We start from the raw sequence: 24,961 nt of genomic DNA, 5'->3' as shown, positions 1-24,961 counted from the left end.
TTTCCCAGCCGGCGAGAGGCCGTCAAACCCATTACCCCCCCAAGAGCGTTATGAAGATCCGAGTCATCAAAAAAGTAGGAGAAGAGAAGGTCGCGGAGAAAGTGGTCGAAGTGGACCTCGGAGGTCCGATTGAAGTGGAGCTCGATCCGAATGCGAAGCGCTTGGAGCGGTTGGAGTTTGAGATCATCGATGAAGATGAGGATGGTTGCTGTCAGGACGAGGATAGTCCGAAGGTGGTTGAGGTGCGGACCGAAGAAGGGATCACCAGCGTGGTGTGGGACAATGGGTTCTACGCGATCTTGGAGAACCTTTTCGGTGATGGGACGCTGCCGCTGCAGGTGAGCATCGACGGAACGATTTTTGGCTCGCCTGCCGCGTTCGACCAAACCGGGTTTGATGGTAGCAACGCGTGGGCTGCGATTTATGATCCGAACACATACGACTTCCTGCCGCTGGGGCCTTACGGGTTTGAGCTCTACCGCAACGAAGAACGTTTGGATCTTCTGAGAAGGGAAGAGGAACCTGAGCCAGAGCCGGAGCGCTTGGAACCATCGGAGCGCTCGTCGCGTCCGTTTTTTGATGATCCGAACAGAGCGCCTATCGTCGACAACGAGACGGCTGTGGTTTCTTCGGAGGGCTTGCCTTTTGGTAACAAGGACAACATCAGTTTGGTGCGCCCGTTCGACCTTACCGATAGCAGTTCCGTAAGTGGGCAGGTGGATCTGCGGGATCCTGATGGGAACCCGTTGACGGTGACCTTCGGTGAGCCATTGACCGCGTTTACTTCGACAGGTAATCCGGTTGTGTGGAGTGGGGCTGGAACTGGCGAACTTCTGGGCACTGCGGGAGGCGAGGCTCTGTTCCTCATCAAGATTGACGCAGCGGGCAACTATGAGGTCGCCATGTTGGGGCCAGTGGATCACCCGAATCCCAATGGTGAGGATGAGTTGGAATTTCAGATCCCTATTTTTGTATCGGACGGCACTGTGGTGACCGAGGGGATCTTCACGGTACTGGTTGAGGACGACAGCCCGATCGCGCGCGCCGACGGTGTTCAGATTCTCGGATCGGTGAAAGAGGATGGGATTTCGATCACATTTGGTGACCCTGGTGATTTGTCTGAGGGTAATCAGCCGGGCGCGCCGGATTACAGTGCCGATGAGGATTCTGGGGCGATTGGTTCGCTGAATGCTCTTTTCCTCTCTGGCGCCGACCGCCCGTTGACTTTTGAGCTGGTGGGAGAAAACCTCTCGACTCTGCCTACCTTGTTCTCCAAGGGAGAACCTGTGGTGTACACGCTGCAGGTCGTGGGCACAAAATATATCGTTCAGGCGGTAGTGCCGACTGATGGTGACCGCGTGGTCTTCACTCTTGAGGTTGATACCGCGGGATCGTGGAGCCTGGACTTGGACGACCAGCTCGATCACGTGCCTGGTAGCGGTGAAGGGTCTGTCGATTTGAGCACCAGCCCTGATGGCTCGACCAGCGTGCCGTTCATCGATTTCTCCAAGCTCTTGCGGGCAGTCGACTTCGATGGTGACAGTGTGAGCGGTCTTCCAGAGGGAACGTTGGCATTTGAGGTGCAGAACGACGTGCCTGTGGCCTTGGTGGACATGCCTCCGATTGAGACCACCGTGGATGAGAGTGGTATGTCGCTGGCGACCGGCGACCTTTCGGAAGGTAACAAGGGACCAGGTGTTACGACGGATGACGACGAGGCAACCGGGACAGCAGGCGCTCTGAGCCAACTGTTTTCGGTGGGTGGCGACGAGGAGTTGACCATTGGTTTGAGCGGCGATACGAGCCAACTCCCTCAGTTGCTGTCGAAAGGGGAGCCTGTGACCTACAGCGTGACGGGCAATGTGTTGACCGCCGAGGCTGGTGGTCGTGTCGTGTTCACTCTCGAGGTCAATCCGGACGGATCGTGGGCGTTTGATGTGACTGATCAGCTCGATCACGTCGACGACGGCACCGACAGCGAGAATACCGAACTGCAACTGCAGGGCGGAGGCAGCGTGGATGTCATCGACCTGACCAGCGTGATCATCGGTACTGACTTCGATGGAGACTCGGCTGGTCTTATCGGGGACAAGATGTTCACCTTCACTCTCAAAGACGATGTGCCTGAGGTTGCCGTGGAGGCTGTGCCTGTGACTGGCACCGTGAGCGCGGATGGTATGTCGCTGGCGGACGGGGATCTTTCCGAAGGTAACCGCGAGCCCGGTGATACCACCGATGATGATGAGGTCAGTGGTGGTGCCGGATCCCTTACGTCATTGTTTACCTCAGGTGGTGACGAGGAGCTGACTGTGAGTATTGATCCTGACACCAGTGGGTTGCCTCAGCTGCTTTCCAAAGGAGAGCCTGTGACTTATTCGGTGGTGGGCAATGTGCTGACCGCATCGGCCGGAGGGCGTGAGGTGTTCACTCTTGAGGTCAACCCTGACGGCTCGTGGAACTTTGATCTGAATGATCAGCTCGATCATGTCGATGATGGTAACAACGACGAGAACACGGAGTTGCAACTGGTGGGCGGCGGCAGCGTTGATTTTATTGACTTTACCAGTGTGATTGTGGGAACCGATTTCGACGGAGACTCCGTCGGGCTGTCGGGGAATCCGTTGTTTACCATTATCGTTCAAGACGACGTGCCAGTGCCTGCGCCTGAGGTTACACCGATTACCGCATCGGTGGATGAAGATGGGATGTCGTTTGGTAGCGGTGATTTGTCAGAGGGTAACAAAGAGCCTGGTGACACAAATGGCGATGATGAAACAGGAGCCGGGCCTGGCTCGCTCACTACTTTGTTCGTTGATGGTTCGGACGAAGAAGTGACTGTTGGTCTGGATCCTGACGTGAGCGGGCTTCCCGCTTTGCTCTCGAAAGGCGAGCCCGTGACCTACGTCGTGGTGGGGAACGTGCTCACCGCATCGGCCGGAGGGCGTGAAGTCTTCACCTTGGAGGTGAATGAAGACGGATCGTGGAACTTCGACCTGAAGGACCAACTCGACCATGTGGACGATGGTAACAACGACGAGAATACCGAACTGCAGCTCGCAGGCGGTGGAAGCGTGGATGTCATCGACTTCACCAGTGTGATTGTTGGAACTGATACTGATGGTGACTCGGTGAACCTTCCCGGAGAGCTGTTGTTCACCATTACCGTTCAGGACGACGTGCCTGAACCTGCACCAGAGATCGTCCCTATCACCGCATCGGTGGATGAGGATGGGATGTCGTTGGCTACCGGCGACTTGTCCGAGGGCAACAAAGAGCCTGGTGACACGGATGCCGATGATGAAACCGGAGCCGGACCCGGCTCGCTCACCACTTTGTTCGCTGATGGTTCGGACGAAGAGGTGACCGTGAGCTTGGATCCGGACGTGAGCGGGCTTCCTGCTTTGCTCTCGAAGGGTGAGCCCGTGACCTACGTCGTGGTGGGGAACGTGCTGACCGCCGAGGCCGGAGGGCGTGAAGTCTTCACCTTGGAGGTGAATGAAGACGGATCGTGGAACTTCGACCTGAAGGACCAACTCGATCATGTGGACGACGGCACCGATAGCGAGAACACCGAGCTGCAACTCGCAGGCGGTGGAAGCGTGGATGTCATCGACTTCACCAGCGTGATTGTTGGTACTGATGCTGATGGCGACTCGGTGAACCTTCCTGGTGAGCTTTTGTTCACCATCAGCGTGACCGACGACGTGCCGGTGCCTGCACCGGAGATCAGGCCAATCACTGCATCAGTGGATGAGGATGGAATGTCGTTGGCCACCGGCGACTTGTCCGAGGGCAACAAAGAGCCTGGAGACACGGATGCCGATGATGAAACCGGAGCCGGACCTGGCTCGCTCACCACTTTGTTCGCTGATGGTTCGGACGAAGAGGTGACCGTGAGCTTGGATCCGGACGTGAGCGGGCTTCCTGCTTTGCTCTCGAAGGGTGAGCCCGTGACCTACGTCGTGGTGGGGAACGTGCTCACCGCATCGGCCGGAGGGCGTGAAGTCTTCACCTTGGAGGTGAATGAAGACGGATCGTGGAACTTCGACCTGAAGGACCAACTCGACCATGTGGACGACGGCACCGACAGCGAAAACACCGAACTGCAACTCGCAGGGGGCGGAAGCGTGGATGTCATCGACTTCACCAGTGTGATTGTTGGTACCGACTTCGATGGCGACTCGGTGAGTCTTCCAGGTGAGCTTTTGTTCACCATCAGCGTGACCGACGACGTGCCGGTGCCCGCACCGGAGATCGTCCCAGTCACCGCAGCGGTGGAGGAAGATGGAATGTCGCTGGCAACCGGTGACCTTTCGGAAGGTAACAAGGAAGTTGGCGACACCAATGACGATGATGAAACCAGCGGTGGAGCAGGTTCGCTGAGTGCGTTGTTCTCCGATGGATCGGATGAAGAGGTGACGGTCAGCTTGGATCCTGATGTGACTGGTCTTCCGGCTCTGCTTTCGAAAGGTGAGGCTGTGACCTACAGCGTGGTGGGGAACGTGCTGACTGCCGAAGCAGGAGGCCGCGAGGTCTTCACTCTTGAGGTGAACCCAGACGGATCTTGGAACTTCGATCTGAATGACCAGCTCGATCATGTCGATGACGGCAACAACGACGAGAACACCGAACTGCAACTGGCAGGTGGAGGCAGCGTTGATGCGATCGACTTCACCAGTGTGATTGTTGGAACCGACTTCGACGGGGATACCGTCGAGCTTCCAGGTGAGCTCCTGTTCACCATCACTGTGACCGATGACGTGCCAGTGCCTGCGGTGGACATCCGTCCGGTTACCGCATCAGTGGAAGAAGATGGCATGTCGCTAGCGACCGGTGATCTTTCCGAAGGTAATAAGGAAGTTGGCGACACCAATGACGATGATGAAACCAGCGGTGCAGCAGGTTCGCTGAGCGCGTTGTTCTCCGATGGATCGGATGAAGAGGTGACGGTCAGCTTGGATCCTGATGTGACTGGTCTTCCGGCTCTGCTTTCGAAAGGTGAGGCTGTGACCTACAGCGTGGTGGGGAACGTGCTGACAGCCGAAGCAGGAGGCCGCGAGGTCTTCACTCTTGAGGTGAACCCAGACGGATCGTGGAATTTCGATCTGAATGATCAGCTCGATCATGTCGATGATGGTAACAACGACGAGAACACTGAACTGCAACTTGCGGGTGGAGGAAGCGTGGATGCGATCGACTTCACCAGTGTGATTGTTGGAACCGACTTCGACGGGGATACCGTCGAGCTTCCTGGTGACTTGTTGTTTACCATCACCGTGACCGATGACGTGCCAGTGCCTGCGGTGGACATCCGTCCGGTTACCGCATCAGTGGAAGAAGATGGCATGTCGCTTGCAACCGGTGACCTTTCCGAAGGCAACAAGGAAGCTGGAGATACCAATGCCGACGATGAAACCAGCGGTGCTGCAGGTTCATTGAGCGCACTGTTCTCCGACGGATCGGATGAAGAAGTGACCGTGAGCCTGGATCCTGACACCAATGGTCTGCCTGCACTTCTTTCGAAGGGAGAGATCGTTACTTACACCGTGGTGGGCAACATCCTGACCGCGGAAGCCGGAGGCCGGGTAGTGTTCACTTTGGAAGTGAACCCAGACGGCTCGTGGAACTTCGATCTGAACGATCAGCTTGATCACGTAGACGATGGCAACAACGACGAGAACACCGAACTGCAACTTGCAGGTGGAGGAAGCGTTGATGCGATCGACTTCACCAGCGTGATCGTTGGCACCGACTTCGATGGAGATGAAGTGAGCCTTCCTGGTGATCTGCTCTTCACCATCACAGTGACCGATGATGTGCCGGTGCCTGCGGTGCAGCCGGTGCCTGTGACGGGCTCGGTTGAGGAAGACGGCATGTCGTTGGCAACCGGTGACCTGTCCGAAGGTAATAAGGAGGCTGGAGATACTAACGACGATGATGAAACCAGCGGTGCAGCTGGTTCGCTGAGTGCGTTGTTCTCCGATGGATCGGATGAAGAGGTGACTGTTAGCTTGGATCCTGATGTGACTGGTCTTCCAGCGTTGCTTTCGAAAGGTGAGGTCGTGACCTACGTCGTGGTTGGTAATATCCTGACCGCCGAGGCCGGAGGTCGTGAGGTCTTCACTTTGGAAGTGAACCCAGACGGCTCGTGGAACTTCGATCTCAATGATCAGCTCGATCATGTCGATGATGGCAACAACGATGAGAACACCGAACTGCAACTTGCGGGTGGAGGAAGCGTTGATGCGATTGACTTCACCAGCGTGATCGTTGGCACCGACTTCGATGGAGATGAAGTGAGCCTTCCAGGTGAGCTTCTCTTCACCATTACTGTAACCGATGATGTGCCGGTGCCTACGGTGCAGCCGGTGCCTGTGACGGGCTCGGTTGAGGAAGACGGCATGTCGTTGGCAACTGGTGACCTTTCGGAAGGTAACAAGGAGATCGGAGATACCAACGACGATGACGAGACCAGCGGTGCTGCTGGTTCGTTGAGCGCGTTGTTCTCTGATGGATCGGATGAGGAAGTGACTGTCAGCCTGGATCCGGACGTGACTGGTCTTCCAGCGTTGCTTTCGAAAGGTGAGGTCGTGACCTACGTCGTGGTTGGTAATGTGCTGACCGCCGAGGCAGGAGGTCGTGTGGTCTTCACTCTTGAGGTGAACCCAGACGGATCTTGGAACTTCGATCTCAATGATCAGCTCGATCATGTCGATGATGGCAACAACGACGAAAACACCGAACTGCAATTGGCCGGCGGAGGAAGCGTTGATGCGATTGACTTCACCAGCGTGATTGTTGGAACTGACTTCGACGGGGATACCGTAGAGCTGCCTGGTGACTTGCTCTTCACCATCACCGTAACCGATGACGTGCCTATCCCTGCGGTGGATATCCGTCCTGTTACTGGATCGGTGGAGGAAGACGGCATGTCGTTGGCAACTGGTGACCTTTCGGAAGGTAACAAGGAGATCGGAGATACCAACGACGATGACGAGACCAGCGGTGCTGCTGGTTCATTGAGCGCGTTGTTCTCGGATGGATCGGATGAAGAGGTGACCGTGAGCCTGGATCCAGATGTGACCGGGTTGCCTGCGCTGCTCTCGAAAGGTGAGGTCGTAACCTACGTCGTGGTCGGCAATGTGCTGACTGCCGAGGCAGGAGGTCGTGTGGTCTTCACTCTTGAGGTGAACCCAGACGGATCTTGGAACTTCGATCTCAATGATCAGCTCGATCATGTCGATGATGGCAACAACGACGAAAACACCGAACTGCAATTGGCCGGCGGAGGAAGCGTTGATGCGATTGACTTCACCAGCGTGATTGTTGGAACTGACTTCGACGGGGATACCGTAGAGCTGCCTGGTGACTTGCTCTTCACCATCACCGTAACCGATGACGTGCCTATCCCTGCGGTGGATATCCGTCCTGTTACTGGATCGGTGGAGGAAGACGGCATGTCGCTTGCAACAGGTGACCTTTCCGAAGGTAACAAGGAAGCTGGAGATACCAATGCCGACGATGAAACCAGCGGTGCTGCAGGTTCATTGAGCGCACTGTTCTCCGACGGATCGGATGAAGAAGTGACCGTGAGCCTGGATCCGGACGTGACCGGGTTGCCAGCACTTCTTTCGAAGGGAGAGATCGTTACTTACACCGTGGTGGGCAACATCCTGACCGCGGAAGCCGGAGGCCGGGTAGTGTTCACTTTGGAAGTGAACCCAGACGGCTCGTGGAACTTCGATCTGAACGATCAGCTTGATCACGTAGACGATGGCAACAACGACGAGAACACCGAACTGCAACTGGCAGGTGGAGGCAGCGTTGATGCGATCGACTTCACCAGTGTGATTGTTGGAACCGACTTCGACGGGGATGCCGTCGAGCTTCCAAGTGACTTGTTGTTTACCATCACCGTGACCGATGACGTGCCAGTGCCAGCTGTGGACATCCGTCCTGTTACTGGATCGGTGGAGGAAGACGGCATGTCGCTTGCAACCGGTGACCTTTCCGAAGGCAACAAGGAAGTTGGCGACACCAATGACGATGATGAAACCAGCGGTGCAGCAGGTTCGTTGAGCGCGCTGTTCTCCGATGGATCGGATGAGGAAGTAACCGTCAGCCTGGATCCAGATGTGACCGGGTTGCCTGCACTGCTCTCGAAGGGCGAGGTTGTGACCTACAGCGTGGTGGGTAATATCCTCACCGCCGAGGCCGGAGGTCGTGAGGTCTTCACTTTGGAAGTGAACCCAGACGGCTCGTGGAACTTCGATTTGAATGATCAACTCGATCACGTAGACGATGGCAACAACGACGAGAACACCGAACTGCAACTTGCAGGTGGAGGAAGCGTTGATGTGATCGACTTCACCAGCGTGATCGTTGGCACCGACTTCGATGGAGATGAAGTGAGCCTTCCAGGTGATCAGCTCTTCACCATCACAGTGACCGATGATGTGCCGGTGCCTGCGGTGCAGCCGGTGCCTGTGACGGGCTCGGTTGAGGAAGACGGCATGTCGTTGGCAACCGGTGACCTGTCCGAAGGTAATAAGGAGGCTGGAGATACTAACGACGACGATGAAACCAGCGGTGCTGCTGGCTCATTGAGCGCGCTGTTCTCCGATGGATCGGATGAGGAAGTAACCGTCAGCCTGGATCCAGATGTGACCGGGTTGCCTGCACTGCTCTCGAAGGGCGAGGTTGTGACCTACAGCGTGGTGGGTAATATCCTGACCGCTGAAGCCGGAGGCCGCGTGGTCTTTACTCTGGAAGTGAACCCAGACGGATCTTGGAACTTCGATCTCAATGATCAGCTCGATCATGTCGATGATGGCAACAACGATGAGAACACCGAGCTGCAACTCGCAGGCGGAGGAAGCGTAGATGCGATTGACTTCACCAGCGTGATCGTTGGCACCGACTTCGATGGAGATGAAGTGAGCCTTCCAGGTGAGCTTCTCTTCACCATTACTGTAACCGATGATGTGCCGGTGCCTACGGTGCAGCCTGTTCCAGTGACGGGCTCGGTTGAGGAAGACGGCATGTCGTTGGCAACCGGTGATCTTTCGGAAGGTAACAAGGAGATCGGAGATACCAACGACGATGACGAGACCAGCGGTGCTGCTGGTTCATTGAGCGCGTTGTTCTCGGATGGATCGGATGAAGAGGTGACCGTGAGCCTGGATCCGGACGTGACCGGGTTGCCTGCGCTGCTCTCGAAAGGTGAGGTCGTGACCTACGTCGTGGTCGGCAATGTGCTGACTGCCGAGGCAGGAGGTCGCGTGGTCTTTACTCTGGAAGTGAACCCAGACGGATCGTGGAACTTCGATCTGAATGACCAGCTCGACCATGTCGATGATGGCAACGACGACGAGAACACCGAACTGCAACTGGCCGGTGGAGGAAGCGTTGGTGCGATTGACTTCACCAGTGTGATTGTTGGAACTGACTTCGACGGAGATGCCGTCGAGCTTCCAGGTGACTTGCTCTTCACCATCACTGTGACTGATGATGTGCCGATCCCAGCTGTGGACATCCGTCCGGTTACTGGATCGGTGGAGGAAGACGGCATGTCGCTTGCAACCGGTGACCTTTCCGAAGGTAACAAGGAGGCTGGAGATACCAATGCCGACGATGAAACCAGCGGTGCTGCAGGTTCATTGAGCGCACTGTTCTCCGACGGATCGGATGAAGAAGTGACCGTGAGCTTGGATCCTGATGTCAGTGGTCTGCCCGCACTTCTTTCGAAGGGTGAGATTGTTACTTACACCGTGGTGGGCAACATCCTGACTGCCGAAGCCGGAGGCCGCGTGGTCTTCACTCTTGAGGTGAACCCAGACGGATCTTGGAACTTCGATCTGAACGACCAGCTTGATCATGTCGATGACGGCAACAACGACGAGAACACCGAACTGCAACTTGCGGGTGGTGGAAGTGTGGATGCGATCGACTTCACCAGTGTGATTGTTGGAACCGACTTCGACGGGGATACCGTCGAGCTTCCAGGTGACTTGCTCTTCACCATCACTGTGACTGATGATGTGCCGATCCCAGCTGTGGACATCCGTCCGGTTACTGGATCGGTGGAGGAAGACGGTATGTCGCTTGCAACCGGTGACCTTTCCGAAGGTAACAAGGAAGCTGGAGATACCAACGACGATGATGAAACCAGCGGTGCTGCTGGTTCATTGAGCGCACTGTTCTCCGACGGATCGGATGAAGAAGTGACCGTGAGCCTGGATCCTGACACCAATGGTCTGCCTGCACTTCTTTCGAAGGGAGAGATCGTTACTTACACCGTGGTGGGCAACATCCTGACCGCGGAAGCCGGAGGCCGGGTAGTGTTCACTTTGGAAGTGAACCCGGACGGCTCGTGGAACTTCGATCTGAACGATCAGCTTGATCACGTAGACGATGGCAACAACGACGAGAACACCGAACTGCAACTCGCAGGCGGTGGCAGTGTGGATGCGATCGACTTCACCAGCGTGATCGTTGGCACCGACTTCGATGGAGATGAAGTGAGCCTTCCAGGTGATCTGCTCTTCACCATCACGGTGACTGATGATGTGCCGGTGCCTACGGTGCAGCCGGTGCCTGTGACGGGCTCGGTTGAGGAAGACGGCATGTCGTTGGCAACTGGTGACCTTTCGGAAGGTAATAAGGAGGCTGGAGATACTAACGACGATGATGAAACCAGCGGTGCAGCTGGTTCGCTGAGTGCGCTGTTCTCCGATGGATCGGATGAAGAGGTGACCGTTAGCCTGGATCCGGATGTGAGTGGTCTGCCTGCACTTCTTTCGAAGGGTGAGCTGGTGACTTACACAGTGGTGGGCAACATCCTGACTGCCGAAGCAGGAGGCCGCGTGGTCTTCACTCTTGAGGTGAACCCAGACGGATCGTGGAACTTTGATCTGAACGATCAGCTCGATCATGTCGATGATGGCAACAACGACGAGAACACCGAACTGCAACTGGCAGGTGGTGGAAGCGTCGATGCGATTGACTTCACCAGCGTGATTGTTGGAACTGACTTTGATGGAGATGCAGTCGAGTTGCCTGGTGACTTGCTCTTCACAATTACCGTGACTGACGATGTGCCTATTCCTGCGGTGGATATCCGTCCGGTTACTGGATCGGTGGAGGAAGACGGCATGTCGCTTGCAACCGGTGACCTTTCCGAAGGTAACAAGGAAGCTGGAGATACCAATGCCGACGATGAAACCAGCGGTGCTGCAGGTTCATTGAGCTCACTGTTCTCCGACGGATCGGATGAAGAAGTGACCGTGAGCCTGGATCCGGATGTGAGTGGTCTTCCAGCTCTGCTTTCGAAAGGTGAGGATGTGACTTACGCAGTGGTGGGCAACATCCTGACTGCCGAAGCAGGAGGCCGCGTGGTCTTCACTCTTGAGGTGAACCCAGACGGATCGTGGAACTTCGATCTCAATGATCAGCTCGATCATGTCGATGATGGCAACAACGACGAGAACACCGAACTGCAATTGGCAGGTGGTGGAAGCGTCGATGCGATTGACTTCACCAGCGTGATTGTTGGAACTGACTTTGATGGAGATGCAGTCGAGTTGCCTGGTGACTTGCTCTTCACAATTACCGTGATTGACGATGTGCCGATCCCAGCAGTGGATATCCGACCAGTGGTGGGAGCTGTGGAAGAAGACGGCATGTCATTGGCAACCGGTGACCTTTCTGAAGGTAACAAGGAAGGTGGCGACACCAATGCGGATGACGAAACCAGTGGGGGTGCAGGTTCGCTGAGTGCGCTGTTCTCCGATGGTGCGGACGAGGACGTGACCGTCAGCCTGGATGTGGACACCAATGGTCTGCCAGCTCTGCTCTCGAAGGGCGAAGTAGTGACCTACAGCGTGGTCGGCAATGTGCTGACCGCCGAGGCTGGAGGACGGGTGGTCTTCACTCTTGAAGTGAATCCAGACGGATCTTGGAACTTCGATCTGAATGATCAGCTCGATCATGTCGATGATGGAGCGAATGATGAGAACACCGAACTGCAGCTCGCAGGTGGTGGAAGCGTGGATGCGATCGACTTCACCAGTGTGATTGTCGGCACCGACTTCGACGGAGACTCCGTTGAGTTGCCTGCAGACAAGCTCTTCACCATCATTGTTACCGATGATATTCCGGTGACCGTGCCGCAGGCCACACCGGTGACTGCATCGGTGGAAGAAGATGGTATGTCGCTGGCTACCGGAGACCTTTCCGAAGGTAACAAGGAAGTGGGCGACACCAATGCCGACGACGAAACCAGCGGGGCTGCTGGTTCGCTGAGCGCGCTGTTTGTGGACGGGGCCGATGAGGACGTGACAGTCAGCCTGGATCCGGACACCAGCGGTCTTCCTGCCTTGCTTTCGAAAGGTGAGGTCGTGACCTACAGCGTGGTGGGCAATGTGTTGACTGCATCGGCCGGAGGCCGTGAGGTCTTCACATTGGAAGTGAATCCAGACGGATCGTGGAACTTTGACCTGAACGACCAGCTCGATCACGTCGATGACGGCAACGACGACGAGAACACCGAACTGCAGCTTGCAGGTGGAGGAAGTGTGGATGCGATTGACTTCACCAGTGTGATTGTCGGAACAGACTTCGATGGGGATGAGGTCAGGCTGCCGGGTGATCCGTTGTTCACCATCACCGTGGTGGATGACGTGCCTGAGGCTGTTGTGGGAGTTACTCCAATTGCAGCGTTTGTGGAAGAGGATGGCATGTCGCTTGCGACTGGTGACCTTTCCGAAGGCAACAAAGAGGGTGGTGACACCAATGCGGATGATGAAGCCACTGGTGGAGCTGGTTCATTGACTTCGCTGTTCACCGATGGAGCGGATGAAGAGGTGACCGTGGGACTCGATCCTGACACCAACGGGCTTCCAGCCTTGCTGTCGAAAGGTGAGTTGGTGACCTACGCAGTGGTGGGCAACGTGCTGACTGCATCGGCCGGGGGCCGTGAGGTCTTCACGCTCGAGGTGAATCCGGACGGATCGTGGAACTTCGATCTGAACGATCAGCTCGATCATGTGGATGATGGCACCGACAGCGAGAACACCGAACTGCAGCTTGCAGGTGGTGGCAGCGTCGATGCGATCGACTTCACCAGCGTGATTGTCGCAACCGACTTCGACGGGGATACCGTTGAGTTGGCAGGTGATTTGCTCTTCACTGTGACGGTCCAAGATGATGTGCCGGTGCCAGCAGTGCAGCCGGCCCCAGTGACTGGATCGGTTGAGGAAGATGGCATGTCATTGGCAACAGGTGACCTTTCCGAAGGTAACAAGGAAGTCGGCGACACCAATGCCGATGATGAAACCAGCGGAGGTGCTGGTTCACTGAGCGCGTTGTTCTCCGATGGTGCCGACGAAGAAGTGACTGTGAGCCTGGATGTGGACACCAATGGGCTGCCACAGCTGCTCTCGAAAGGTGAGGCTGTGACCTACGCAGTGGTGGGCAATATGTTGACCGCATCGGCAGGAGGCCGCGAAGTCTTCACTCTCGAGGTAAACCCGGACGGATCGTGGAACTTCGATCTCAACGACCAGCTCGACCATGTCGATGATGGAGCGAACGATGAAAACACCGCCCTGCAAACCGTCGGAGGTGGCAGCGTGGATGTGATCGACTTCACCAGTGTGATCGTGGGAACCGACGCGGATGGAGACTCGGCAACTCTCCCGGATCTGCCACTCTTTACCATCACTGTGACTGACGATGTGCCTATTCCTGCGGTGGATATCCGACCAGTGGTGGGAGCCGTGGAAGAAGACGGCATGTCGCTGGCAACTGGTGACCTTTCCGAGGGTAACAAGGAAGCCGGTGACACCAATGACGATGACGAAACCAGTGGAGGTGCTGGTTCGCTGAGTGCGTTGTTCTCCGATGGAGCGGACGAAGACGTGACCGTCAGCCTGGATGTGGACACCAATGGTCTGCCAGCTCTGCTCTCGAAGGGCGAAGTAGTGACCTACAGCGTGGTCGGCAATGTGCTGACCGCCGAGGCTGGAGGACGGGTGGTCTTCACTCTTGAAGTGAATCCAGACGGATCTTGGAACTTCGATCTGAATGATCAGCTCGATCATGTCGATGATGGAGCGAATGATGAGAACACCGAACTGCAGCTCGCAGGTGGTGGAAGCGTGGATGCGATCGACTTCACCAGTGTGATTGTCGGCACCGACTTCGACGGAGACTCCGTTGAGTTGCCTGCAGACAAGCTCTTCACCATCATTGTTACCGATGATATTCCGGTGACCGTGCCGCAGGCCACACCGGTGACTGCATCGGTGGAAGAAGATGGCATGTCGCTGGCAACTGGTGACCTTTCCGAAGGTAACAAGGAAGTGGGCGACACCAATGCCGACGACGAAACCAGCGGGGCTGCTGGTTCGCTGAGCGCGCTGTTTGTGGACGGGGCCGATGAGGACGTGACAGTCAGCCTGGATCCGGACACCAGCGGTCTTCCTGCCTTGCTTTCGAAAGGTGAGGTCGTGACCTACAGCGTGGTGGGCAATGTGTTGACGGCATCGGCTGGTGGCCGTGAGGTCTTCACATTGGAAGTGAATCCAGACGGATCGTGGAACTTTGACCTGAACGACCAGCTCGATCACGTCGATGACGGCAACGACGACGAGAACACCGAACTGCAGCTTGCAGGTGGTGGCAGCGTCGATGCGATTGACTTCACCAGTGTGATTGTCGGAACCGACTTCGATGGGGATGAGGTCAGGCTGCCGGGTGATCCGTTGTTCACCATCACCGTGGTGGATGACGTGCCTGAGGCTGTTGTGGGAGTTACTCCAATTGCAGCGTTTGTGGAAGAGGATGGCATGTCGCTTGCGACTGGTGACCTTTCCGAAGGCAACAAAGAGGGTGGTGACACCAATGCGGATGATGAAGCCGATGGTGGAGCTGGTTCATTGACTTCGCTGTTCACCGATGGAGCGGATGAAGAGGTGACCGTGGGACTCGATCCTGACACCAACGGGCTTCCAGCCTTGCTGTCGAAAGGTGAGTTGGTGACCTACGCAGTGGTGGGCAACGTGCTGACTGCATCGGCCGGGGGGCGTGAGGTCTTCACTCTCGAGGTGAATCCGGACGGATCGTGGAACTTCGATCTGAACGATCAGCTCGACCATGTGGATGATGGCACCGACAGCGAGAACACCGAACTGCAGCTTGCAGGTGGTGGCAGCGTGGATGCGATCGACTTCACCAGCGTGATTGTCGCAACCGACTTCGACGGGGATACCGTTGAGTTGGCAGGTGATTTGCTCTTCACCGTGACGGTTCAAGATGATGTGCCGGTGCCAGCTGTGCAGCCGGCCCCAGTGACTGGATCGGTTGAGGAAGATGGCATGTCATTGGCAACCGGCGACCTTTCCGAAGGTAACAAGGAAGTTGGCGACACCAATGCGGATGATGAAACCAGCGGTGCTGCTGGTTCACTGAGCGCGTTGTTCTCCGATGGTGCCGACGAAGAAGTGACTGTGAGCCTGGATGTGGACACCAATGGGCTGCCACAGCTGCTCTCGAAAGGTGAGGCTGTGACCTACGCAGTGGTCGGCAATGTGTTGACCGCATCGGCAGGAGGCCGCGAAGTCTTCACTCTCGAGGTGAACCCGGACGGGTCCTGGAACTTCGATCTCAACGACCAACTCGACCATGTCGATGATGGCGCGAACGATGAGAACACCGCACTGCAAATCGTTGGAGGTGGCAGCGTGGATGTGATCGACTTCACCAGTGTGATCGTGGGAACCGATGCGGATGGCGACTCGGTGAACCTGCCGGATCTGCCACTCTTTACCATCACCGTAACCGACGACATTCCGGTGCCTGCGCCGCAAGTTACTCCGGTGACCGGCGCAGTGGAGGAAGATGGAATGTCGCTTGCGACTGGTGACCTTTCCGAAGGTAACAAGGAAGTGGGCGACACCAATGCCGATGATGAAACCAGCGGTGCAGCAGGCTCGTTGAGCGCGTTGTTCTCCGATGGTGCGGACGAAGACGTGACCGTGGGACTGGATCCTGATGTCAGTGGTCTGCCAGCGCTTCTCTCGAAGGGAGAAGTGGTGACCTACTCGGTGGTCGGCAACATCCTGACCGCATCTGCCGGAGGTCGTGAGGTCTTCACCCTCGAGGTGAACCCAGACGGATCGTGGAACTTCGATCTGAATGACCAGCTCGACCATGTCGATGATGGCAACGACGACGAGAACACCGAACTGCAACTGGCCGGTGGAGGAAGCGTTGGTGCGATCGACTTCACCAGTCTGATCGTGGGAACTGACTTCGACGGCGATCAGGTGAGTCTGCCAAGTGAACCGCTCTTCACCATCACTGTGACCGATGACGTGCCGATTCCTGCGGTACAGCCGGCACCTGTGATCGGAGCGGTGGAAGAAGACGGCATGTCGCTGGCAACCGGTGACCTTTCCGAGGGTAACAAGGAAGTCGGCGATACCAATGCCGACGATGAGACCAGCGGTGCAGCTGGTTCATTGAGCGCACTGTTCTCTGATGGATCTGACGAGGATGTGACCGTGGAACTGGATCCTGATGTCAGTGGTCTGCCAGCGCTTCTCTCGAAGGGCGAACTGGTGACTTACACCGTGGTCGGCAATGTTCTGACCGCCGAGGCGGGAGGTCGTGAGGTCTTCACCCTTGAGGTGAACCCAGACGGATCGTGGAACTTCGATTTGAATGACCAGCTCGATCACGTTGATGACGGCACCGATAGCGAAAACACAGCCCTGCAGCTTGCTGGTGGTGGCAGTGTCGACGCGATCGACTTCACCAGCGTGCTGGTTGGAACCGACTTCGACGGTGATAGCGTTGGTCTCCCTGGGGACGGGCTCTTCAAAATCACGGTGCAAGACGATGTGCCGATTGCAGTGGATCCTGCAACACGAGTTCAGGGGTTTGTAGAAGAGGACGGAATGTCATTGGCAACCGGCGACCTGTCTGAAGGCAATAAACAGCCAGGCGACACAAATGCTGACGATGAGGATTCCGGACCAGACGGATCGCTCACCGGGTTGTTTGTGGCCGGTGCGGATGAGGAAGTTAGCATTAGTTTGAAACTGGACGACGGGGATCTGCCAGCATTGCTCTCGAAAGGCGAAGAGGTGACCTATTCGTTGAATGGCACCACCGATACACTGACCGCTAGTGCTGGAGGCCGCGTTGTCTTCGTGGTTGAGGTTGAGCCAGACGGCTCGTGGACGTTTGATCTGGTAGATCAGTTGGATCATGTCGCGGGCAACGGCGAGAACATTGATCTCGCGTTGAGTGGCGGAGGAAGTGTGACATCCATCGATATGACCAAGTTGTTGGTCGCTACCGATACGGATGGAGACCAAGTAGAGCTGACAGGTGGCGACAAGTTTGTGGTCACTGTTCAGGATGACGTGCCGGTTGAGAATCCAAATGGGGTTGCCGTGTTGGCGACCGTTGAGGAAGACGGTATGTCGTTTGGCACAGGTGATGGATCCGAGGGCAACAAAGATCTGGTGGGAGACAGTAATGATGACGATGAGGCCAGTGGCAACGCTGGTGCGTTGACCCAGCTGTTTGCCTCGGGATCGGACGAGCCTATCGAGGTAAGTCTCAAGTTCGATGGCAGTGTGTTGCCTCAGTTGCTCTCGAAGGGAGAGGAAGTGAGTTATGTGTTGAACGGTGCGGGGGATACCCTGACCGCATCTGCCGGAGGGCGTACCGTGTTTGTTCTTGAGGTGAACAAGGACGGATCCTGGAGCTTCGATCTGCAGGATCAGCTCGACCACGTGGATGACGGTACCGACAGCGAGAATACCGCACTGCAAACTGTGGGCGGCGGCAGTGTTTCTGCTCTTGATTTCACCAGCTTGCTGGTGGGAACCGACTTCGACGGAGACGCGTTCGAACTGGATGGATCCGGAGCCTTCGTCATTACGGTGGAAGACGACGTGCCGGTGGAGGCTGCGAATGCGGCACCAGTGAGTGCTGAAGTTGAGGAAGACGGTATGTCGCTTGTGTCGGGAGATGCAGGGGATCTGTCCGAGGGTAATCAGGAAGTCGGAGACACGTTCGCCGATGATGAGGCCAGCGGAACTCAGGATCTCACCGGGTTGTTCTCAGCGGGTGCTGACGAACCAGTGAGCGTTAGCCTGAAGCTCGACGACGGCGACCTGCCAACCTTCTTCTCCAAAGGGGATGCGGTGAGCTACAGCCTGAATGTTGCGGCCGATACCTTAACTGCAACCGCAGGTGGGCGTACGGTCTTCACCTTGAAGGTCGAGTCTGACGGATCGTGGAGCTTTGATTTGGATGATCAGCTCGATCACGTTGCCGGAGGCGGTGAGAATTCCGAACTCCTGACCAGTGGTGGAAGTGTCTCGTACATCGACTTCACCAGGTTGCTGGTGGGAACCGATTATGATGGCGACTCCCTTGAGCTTACAGGAATCGGTGACTTCACCGTGACCGTTTGGGACGACGTGCCGGTTACCAACGACGATGCTCCTGCTGTCACCGCATTTGTGGAAGAGGATGGTATGGCTCTGGTTGGTGGTGATCCTGGAGATCTGTCCGACGGTAACAAGGAAGTCGGTGACACCAACGCGGATGACGAGGCATCTGGAATTGCTGGAGCATTGAGTGATCTGTTTGTGGTAGGTGCCGACGAACCTCTGACTGTGAGCCTGAAGCTCGATCCCGGTGATCTGCCGGAACTGCTCTCGAAAGGTGAGCTGGTGAGCTACTCGCTCAATGGCACCAGCGACACGCTGACCGCGACTGCGGGTGGACGCGTTGTCTTCACCTTGCAGGTGAATCCAGACGGATCGTGGAGCTTTGATCTTGATGATCAGCTCGATCACGAGGACGACGGCAACAACGATGAGAACACCGCGCTCCAAGTCAATGGAGGAGGAACCGTGGAGGGACTCGACTTCACCGCGCTCTTGGTAGGAACCGACTATGACGGCGATGCCGTCGAACTCGGTGGATCCGGACGCTTCGTGGTGACCGTGCAGGATGACATCCCTGTGGCGATCCATCCAGAGGCTGGCGAGCTTGCCAATAAAGATGGCACATCCGCTACCTTCAACTTGGATTCGGATGTCAATGTCGATGACAACATCGGTGCGGACGAACCTGCGTCGGTCTGCTTCACCAACATCACCAATGGCCAGGACAGTGGTCAGACATCAAATGGAGATGCGATTCTGCTCTACCTCAATGGTGATGGAACCGTTCTGACTGGTGCGACCGGGGGCGATGCCAACACAGGCAAAGTCTTTACGATCACGCTCAACCAAGACGGGGATTTGTCACTGAGCAACGACACTTACAGCGTTGAGTTGTTTGGCTCGGTCGACAACGGAAGCAGCGTCAGCTTCTCCGACCTTTCGGGCGTGGATGCCGGCAACGTGCCATGGGCGATCATTGAGACTCCCGGCACTGATACCGAGTTGCTCGTGACTGCAACCGGTGGATCCGTGAACAACAACGCAACTGACATTGGTGTGGGCAACAACTCGGTCAACACCGGCGAGGTTGTTCGGATCGATTTCGGTGAGTTCAGCGTCAGTGGAGCTGACTTCAACATCGACGATCACTACACCGTGAACGGAGCGAAGTTCAGCTTGAGCCAGGTGCCAGGTACCGGTCCGGTTGCCTTCAAGGTCACCGCATACGATGCCGATGGAGACAACTTTGTCACCGGCGATGTGGGCGACGTGAAGGACACGATCACCAAGATCGAGATCTACGACGAGTTCAATGTGCTGATTGGCACTGTGACTGGCGATGCGGTCAATATCGGAGGAAGCGGCGCAAATGCGACCTTCGATGGCGCCAATGGCGTGGAACTCAGTGGATTGATGGAAGGATGGTCGATTGCGAGCTTCACCGACGATGGCTACAACCGTCTTGAGGTTGAAGGGGGCAATGAAGAGCCGTTCTCGGTTTCCAACATCTCGCTTCAAGTGATTGATGCAGGTGATCCGGTGGATCTCTCGTTCGATCTGAAGATTGAGGATGCCGATGGAGACCAGGTTGGTGGATCACTTCATGTCACGCTGACACCGAACGATGTGCCGATCATCACCGGGCTGACTCCTCAGTCGGTGGGCGGAGATGTGTTGGTCAACGAGGATGACTTGTTGGCCAGCCGCGGCCCTGGCGAGTCCGAGGGATCGGACGATACCAAGGAGTCGACCACCCAGCCTCAGAACTTCTTCATCCAGGCTGAAGATGGAATTGATGATCTCACCGTCGATGGTGAAGCAGTAATTACCGATGGCGTCTTTGTCGGACCTGTGGTGATCAACACGCCACTGAGCAATGTGTTGACCATCACCGGATATGACCCTGGCACTGGTGAGGTGACTTACACCTATGAACTGGTGGACAACGAAACCCACACCGAGCCAGGTAATGACTCGCTCTTCGAGGTGTTTGACGTGGTGTTGACTGACACGGATGGCGATGTGGCCAGCGATGTGCTGGTTGCCAATGTGATCGACGACGTGCCGGATGCGGAGGCCAATGCCAATGCATTGCCTGAACTGGTTCTCGACGAGTCGCGACCAGAGGGATCCGATACGGATGGCGATAGCTCGCCTGCAGGTCTTGCTTCGGTGACCGCTGGGTTCGCTGGCAACTTCGAGCCGGTTAAATACGGTGCCGATGGACCGGGAGCTACCACTTACGCCTTGTTGCTGAGCGGCACGGACGTGGGTAGCGGCCTGTATGCTGTCGACCCAACGGATACGACACTGGCGGATGCCGATGGAATCGGCCAAGGTGCTGAGATCGTGCTCAATCAGAGCGGTAATGTGATCACCGGGTCGGCCAAAGGAGTGGATTACTTCACCATCACGTTGAACACAGCTACCGGTGAGATCACCTTTACCCAGCTTGATGATGATCAAGGGCAAGTGCGGACCGTCTGGCACGGTAATGTGAACGATGACGACGACACATCGACACTGATGACCGCTCAGCCTGACGCTCTGAAGTTGATCCAGACCGTGACGGACATTGAAGGAGACACAGACAGTGCCGAGATATTGATCGGGCAGGATGTGTTCAAGCTGCAGGACGATGGCCCGACCGCAGCAGTGGCCAATGCGACCGTTGCTCCTCTGGTGCTCGATGAGACCCGTCCGCTTGGGTCAGAGACCGATGGCGACAGCGATCCTGCCGGATTGGATACGGTGACTTACTCGATTGCCGCCAACTTCGAAACTCCGGACTTCGGTTCGGACGGAGAGGGCAGTGTGAGCTACTCGCTGATCCTCGACGGCGTCGATGTGAAGAGCGGAATCTTCGCCCTGGATAACACAGACACCATCGACGGAATCGATGGTATCGGTCAGGGAGCAGAGATTGTCCTCAACCAGAGTGGTAATGTGATCACTGGTTCGGTCGGCCTGACGGATTACTTCACGCTGAGTATTGATCCAACCAATGGTGAGCTGACCTTCACCCAGGAGGCCAATGTCTGGCATGGAGATACCTCCAACGACGACGACTCGGCGATCCTCAACCTTGCGACTGCAAGCGGCTTGAAGGTGGTGCAAACCATTACCGATGCCGATGGCGACAGCGATTCCGCTACGTTGAACATTGGTCAGGGTGTCTTCCAGATTGAGGACGATGGACCAGTTGCCAACGACGACTGCTACTCGCTCGACGAGCCGGGTGTCGCGACTGTCAGCGCGCTGATGATTCTCGACCGTTCCGGATCGATGGGTAGCGAGACAGATCCAAACTCCAAGCTGTCGCTTGCCAAGGACGCGATTCTTGAGTTCGCCTCACAGACCGGTCAGGTCACTGCGATCCGCGTGTTGCCGTTCGACAGCTTCGGCCGCGAACCTTCGGTTTGGTTCGATTTGACCCAACCAGGAGCACTCGCTGACCTGGAGGCTTATCTCGATGGCATTACCCAAGGGGATACCGGTACGTTCACCAATGGTGTGCGCAACGGATTAACCAACTACGAAGACGCAGTGGTGGATGCTGAGAGCGCCTGGGCAGGTAACCCAGGAGCCGACGCCAACAACATCTACTTCATCACCGACGGTGAGCCTACGGTTCGCTCGAACGATGGAATCAACGATGGCGGAGGTCAGGCCACCACGGATGCCGAAGGGCTCACCGTGAACGAGGTGGCTGCCTGGGAGAGCTTCGTGCAGGATCCGGTGAACGATATCAACAATGCGTATGCAATCGGTATCGGAGCCGGGGCCAGCAACGAGGACCTGCAGTCGGTGGCGGTGCCAAACGATGCACCTGACGGTAATGTGATCCAGATTGATTCTGCCGATGACCTCGGGGACACATTGCTCGGCACCATTCCTGCTGAGATCAGCGGTGATATTCTCGCTGGTGACTTGGAAGGTGGCGTTGCCGATGACTTCGGATCCGATGGGCCATTGGGTGGCAACATCGCAGTGGTCTCGATCGAGATCGATGGCGTTACCTACAGCTATGATGGAACCCAGATCACCAATGATGCCAATGCCAATGTGGTGGCTGGTTCGAACTTCACGGTGGTAACCGCGTTGGGTGGAACACTCGACTTCGACTTCGAGACCGGTGGCTTCAACTACGATGCACCTGAGGTCAATCAGACTACGGAAGAGGTCTTCCTCTACACCATCATGGATGCGGATGGAGATACCGATACGGGGTCGTTCAAGATCGAGGTGCGCGACCAGATCGATGCACTGGATGATCAGGATGTGCTCTTCACCGGCCAGTCCACCAGTGGCAACGTGATCACCGGAGTTGATCCCGACTCGTCGGTCAATCAGTTGCAAGCTGATAGTGTTGGAACCGGGCCAAATGTCATCCGCTCGTTTGAGTATGACGGCGTGGTCTACGAACTGAATGGAACCGATGACGGTATTGTCGGAGGTCTCGGATCGTTTGATGCGGGTACCGGCGTGCTGACCATCAGTACCGCAACCGGTGGATCGATCTCGATCGACATGGTCGGAGACAATGTGGGTACCTACAACTACACGGCACCAACCGATAATGCGCCGGTTGAGCAGTTCATCTACACCCTGGAGGATGCCAATGGAGCGTCTGACTCGGCGGCCCTGACCATCACCGTGGATGCGGTGCCGACTGCCAATGATGACAGTTACTCGGTGGAGGCTACTGGTAGCCAGACATTGAATGCGTTGTTCATTTTGGACCAGTCGGGGTCGATGGGCGACAAGACAAACCCTGGAGATCCGATCTCATTGGCGAAGGCAGCGATCCTTGAGTTCGCCGAGCAGCCAGGAGTGCAGTCAGTGCGTGTAATTCCATTTGCTACTGAAGCTGGTGCACCATCGGTTTGGTTCGATGTGACCACCGCGCAGGGATTGGTTGATCTTGCGAACTTCCTGAGTCCTATCACCGGTAGTGGCTGGACCAACTACAGGGATGCTCTGAATGACACCGAGAACTCATGGGAGCCTGCACCGCAGATTGCCGACCTGAACAACGTGTACTTCATCTCTGATGGTGAGCCACGGAGCCCTAACGGGTATGATCCGTTGACTGATGCTCAGGTTGCCGATTGGGAGGCGTTCCTGCAGACGGCAGACACGGATCCAGGTGCGGGAGTGACCGAGGGCATCGACAATGCCTATGCCATCGGCATTGGCAGCGGTCCATCGGATGGAGACCTGCAAGATGTGGGGTATCCTAACGATGCTCCTGCCGGCAACGTGATTCAGATCACCTCCGCCAGCGATTTGAACGATACGTTCAACTCGACCATCACCAATGATGTCTCTGGCAACGTGTTGGATGGCGATGCCAATGGTGGAGTGGCCGATGACTTCGGTGCTGATGGAGCAGGCGGCCTGGTGAGCATTGCGCACAATGGAACCACCTACACCTATGACTCTGCGTTGAACCAAATCACCAATAGCAGCAATGCGAATGTGGTGGCTGGCAGCACGCTGGCTCTGGTGACTGCGCTGGGTGGCTCGTTTACCTTCGAGTTCGCCGATGTCTTCAGCATCAATGCAGGTGATTATGAGTACACCACTGCTGTGAATGGTGCGTTCGGCGTGGAGAACTTCCTCTACACCATTGAGGACGTGGACGGTGATACGTCCGTCGCAACGCTGACCATTGATGTCACCGCGGTGGCTCCAGCTCCACCAATCGCGCTTGACCTGGATGGTGACGGCATCGAGCTCGTGTCGATCGAAGAGATCGCGAATGCGGGCTTTGACTTCGACGGCGATGGCGACCTCGAGCAATCCGCCTGGTTGAACTCTGACGACGGCTGGTTGGTCTATGACGGCAACCAGAACGGCGTGGTCGATGATGGATCCGAAATGATGTTTGCTGACAAACATCCGGATGCGGATACCGACCTGGAAGGCCTCGCCCTTGCATTTGATAGCAATGGAGATGGAGTCCTGGATGCCAACGATGACGAGTTCGACAAGTTCATGGTCTGGCAGGATCAGGACGGCGACGCTGAGACTGATGTCGGTGAGTTGACCTCCCTGACCGAGCGCGGTATCGCCAGCATCGATCTTGAAAGCGATGGCGAAGGTTACACTGCCGCAAATGGCGACGCGTTTGTGACCGGGCAATCAACCTACACCAATGAGGACGGAACCACTGGCGAGCTCGCTGATGTGATTCTTGACCTTCGTGAAGGTAACGATGAATCGATGGGAGATGTGCTCGACGAGATCAACAGCGTCGGTAGCGATGAGGCTCCAGAGTTGGCCGAAATTGCCACAGAGGCCGAATCGATCGAGAGCTTGTTGCCGGATTCCGGTGAGGACGCTCCAGCCGATGACATGGCAGTTGCCAACAGTGGTGAGGAGCTCGCTCCTCCTGCTGAAGACACCAGCCTGCTGACTCCACCTGATGTGGTTTCGGACGGCGGCGACGATGTGCCACCAGCAGTGGTCGTGTAATCAGTCGG

1 protein-coding gene is annotated in these 24,961 nt (G+C 56.4%); it reads left to right on the top strand.

Going from position 1 to position 24,961, the window contains the following annotated elements:
- Positions 1-50: 50 nt before the first annotated feature.
- Entirely contained in the window at positions 51-24,953 is a 24,903-nt protein-coding gene (locus G3M56_RS11695) for a DUF5801 repeats-in-toxin domain-containing protein (RefSeq protein ID WP_235203422.1), read from the top strand.
- Positions 24,954-24,961: the final 8 nt, after the last annotated feature.

It is taken from the genome of Sulfuriroseicoccus oceanibius (assembly GCF_010681825.2).
Classification (GTDB): Bacteria; Verrucomicrobiota; Verrucomicrobiia; order Verrucomicrobiales; family SLCJ01; genus Sulfuriroseicoccus; species Sulfuriroseicoccus oceanibius.
This window is presented reverse-complemented; position numbering and strand designations above follow the sequence as displayed.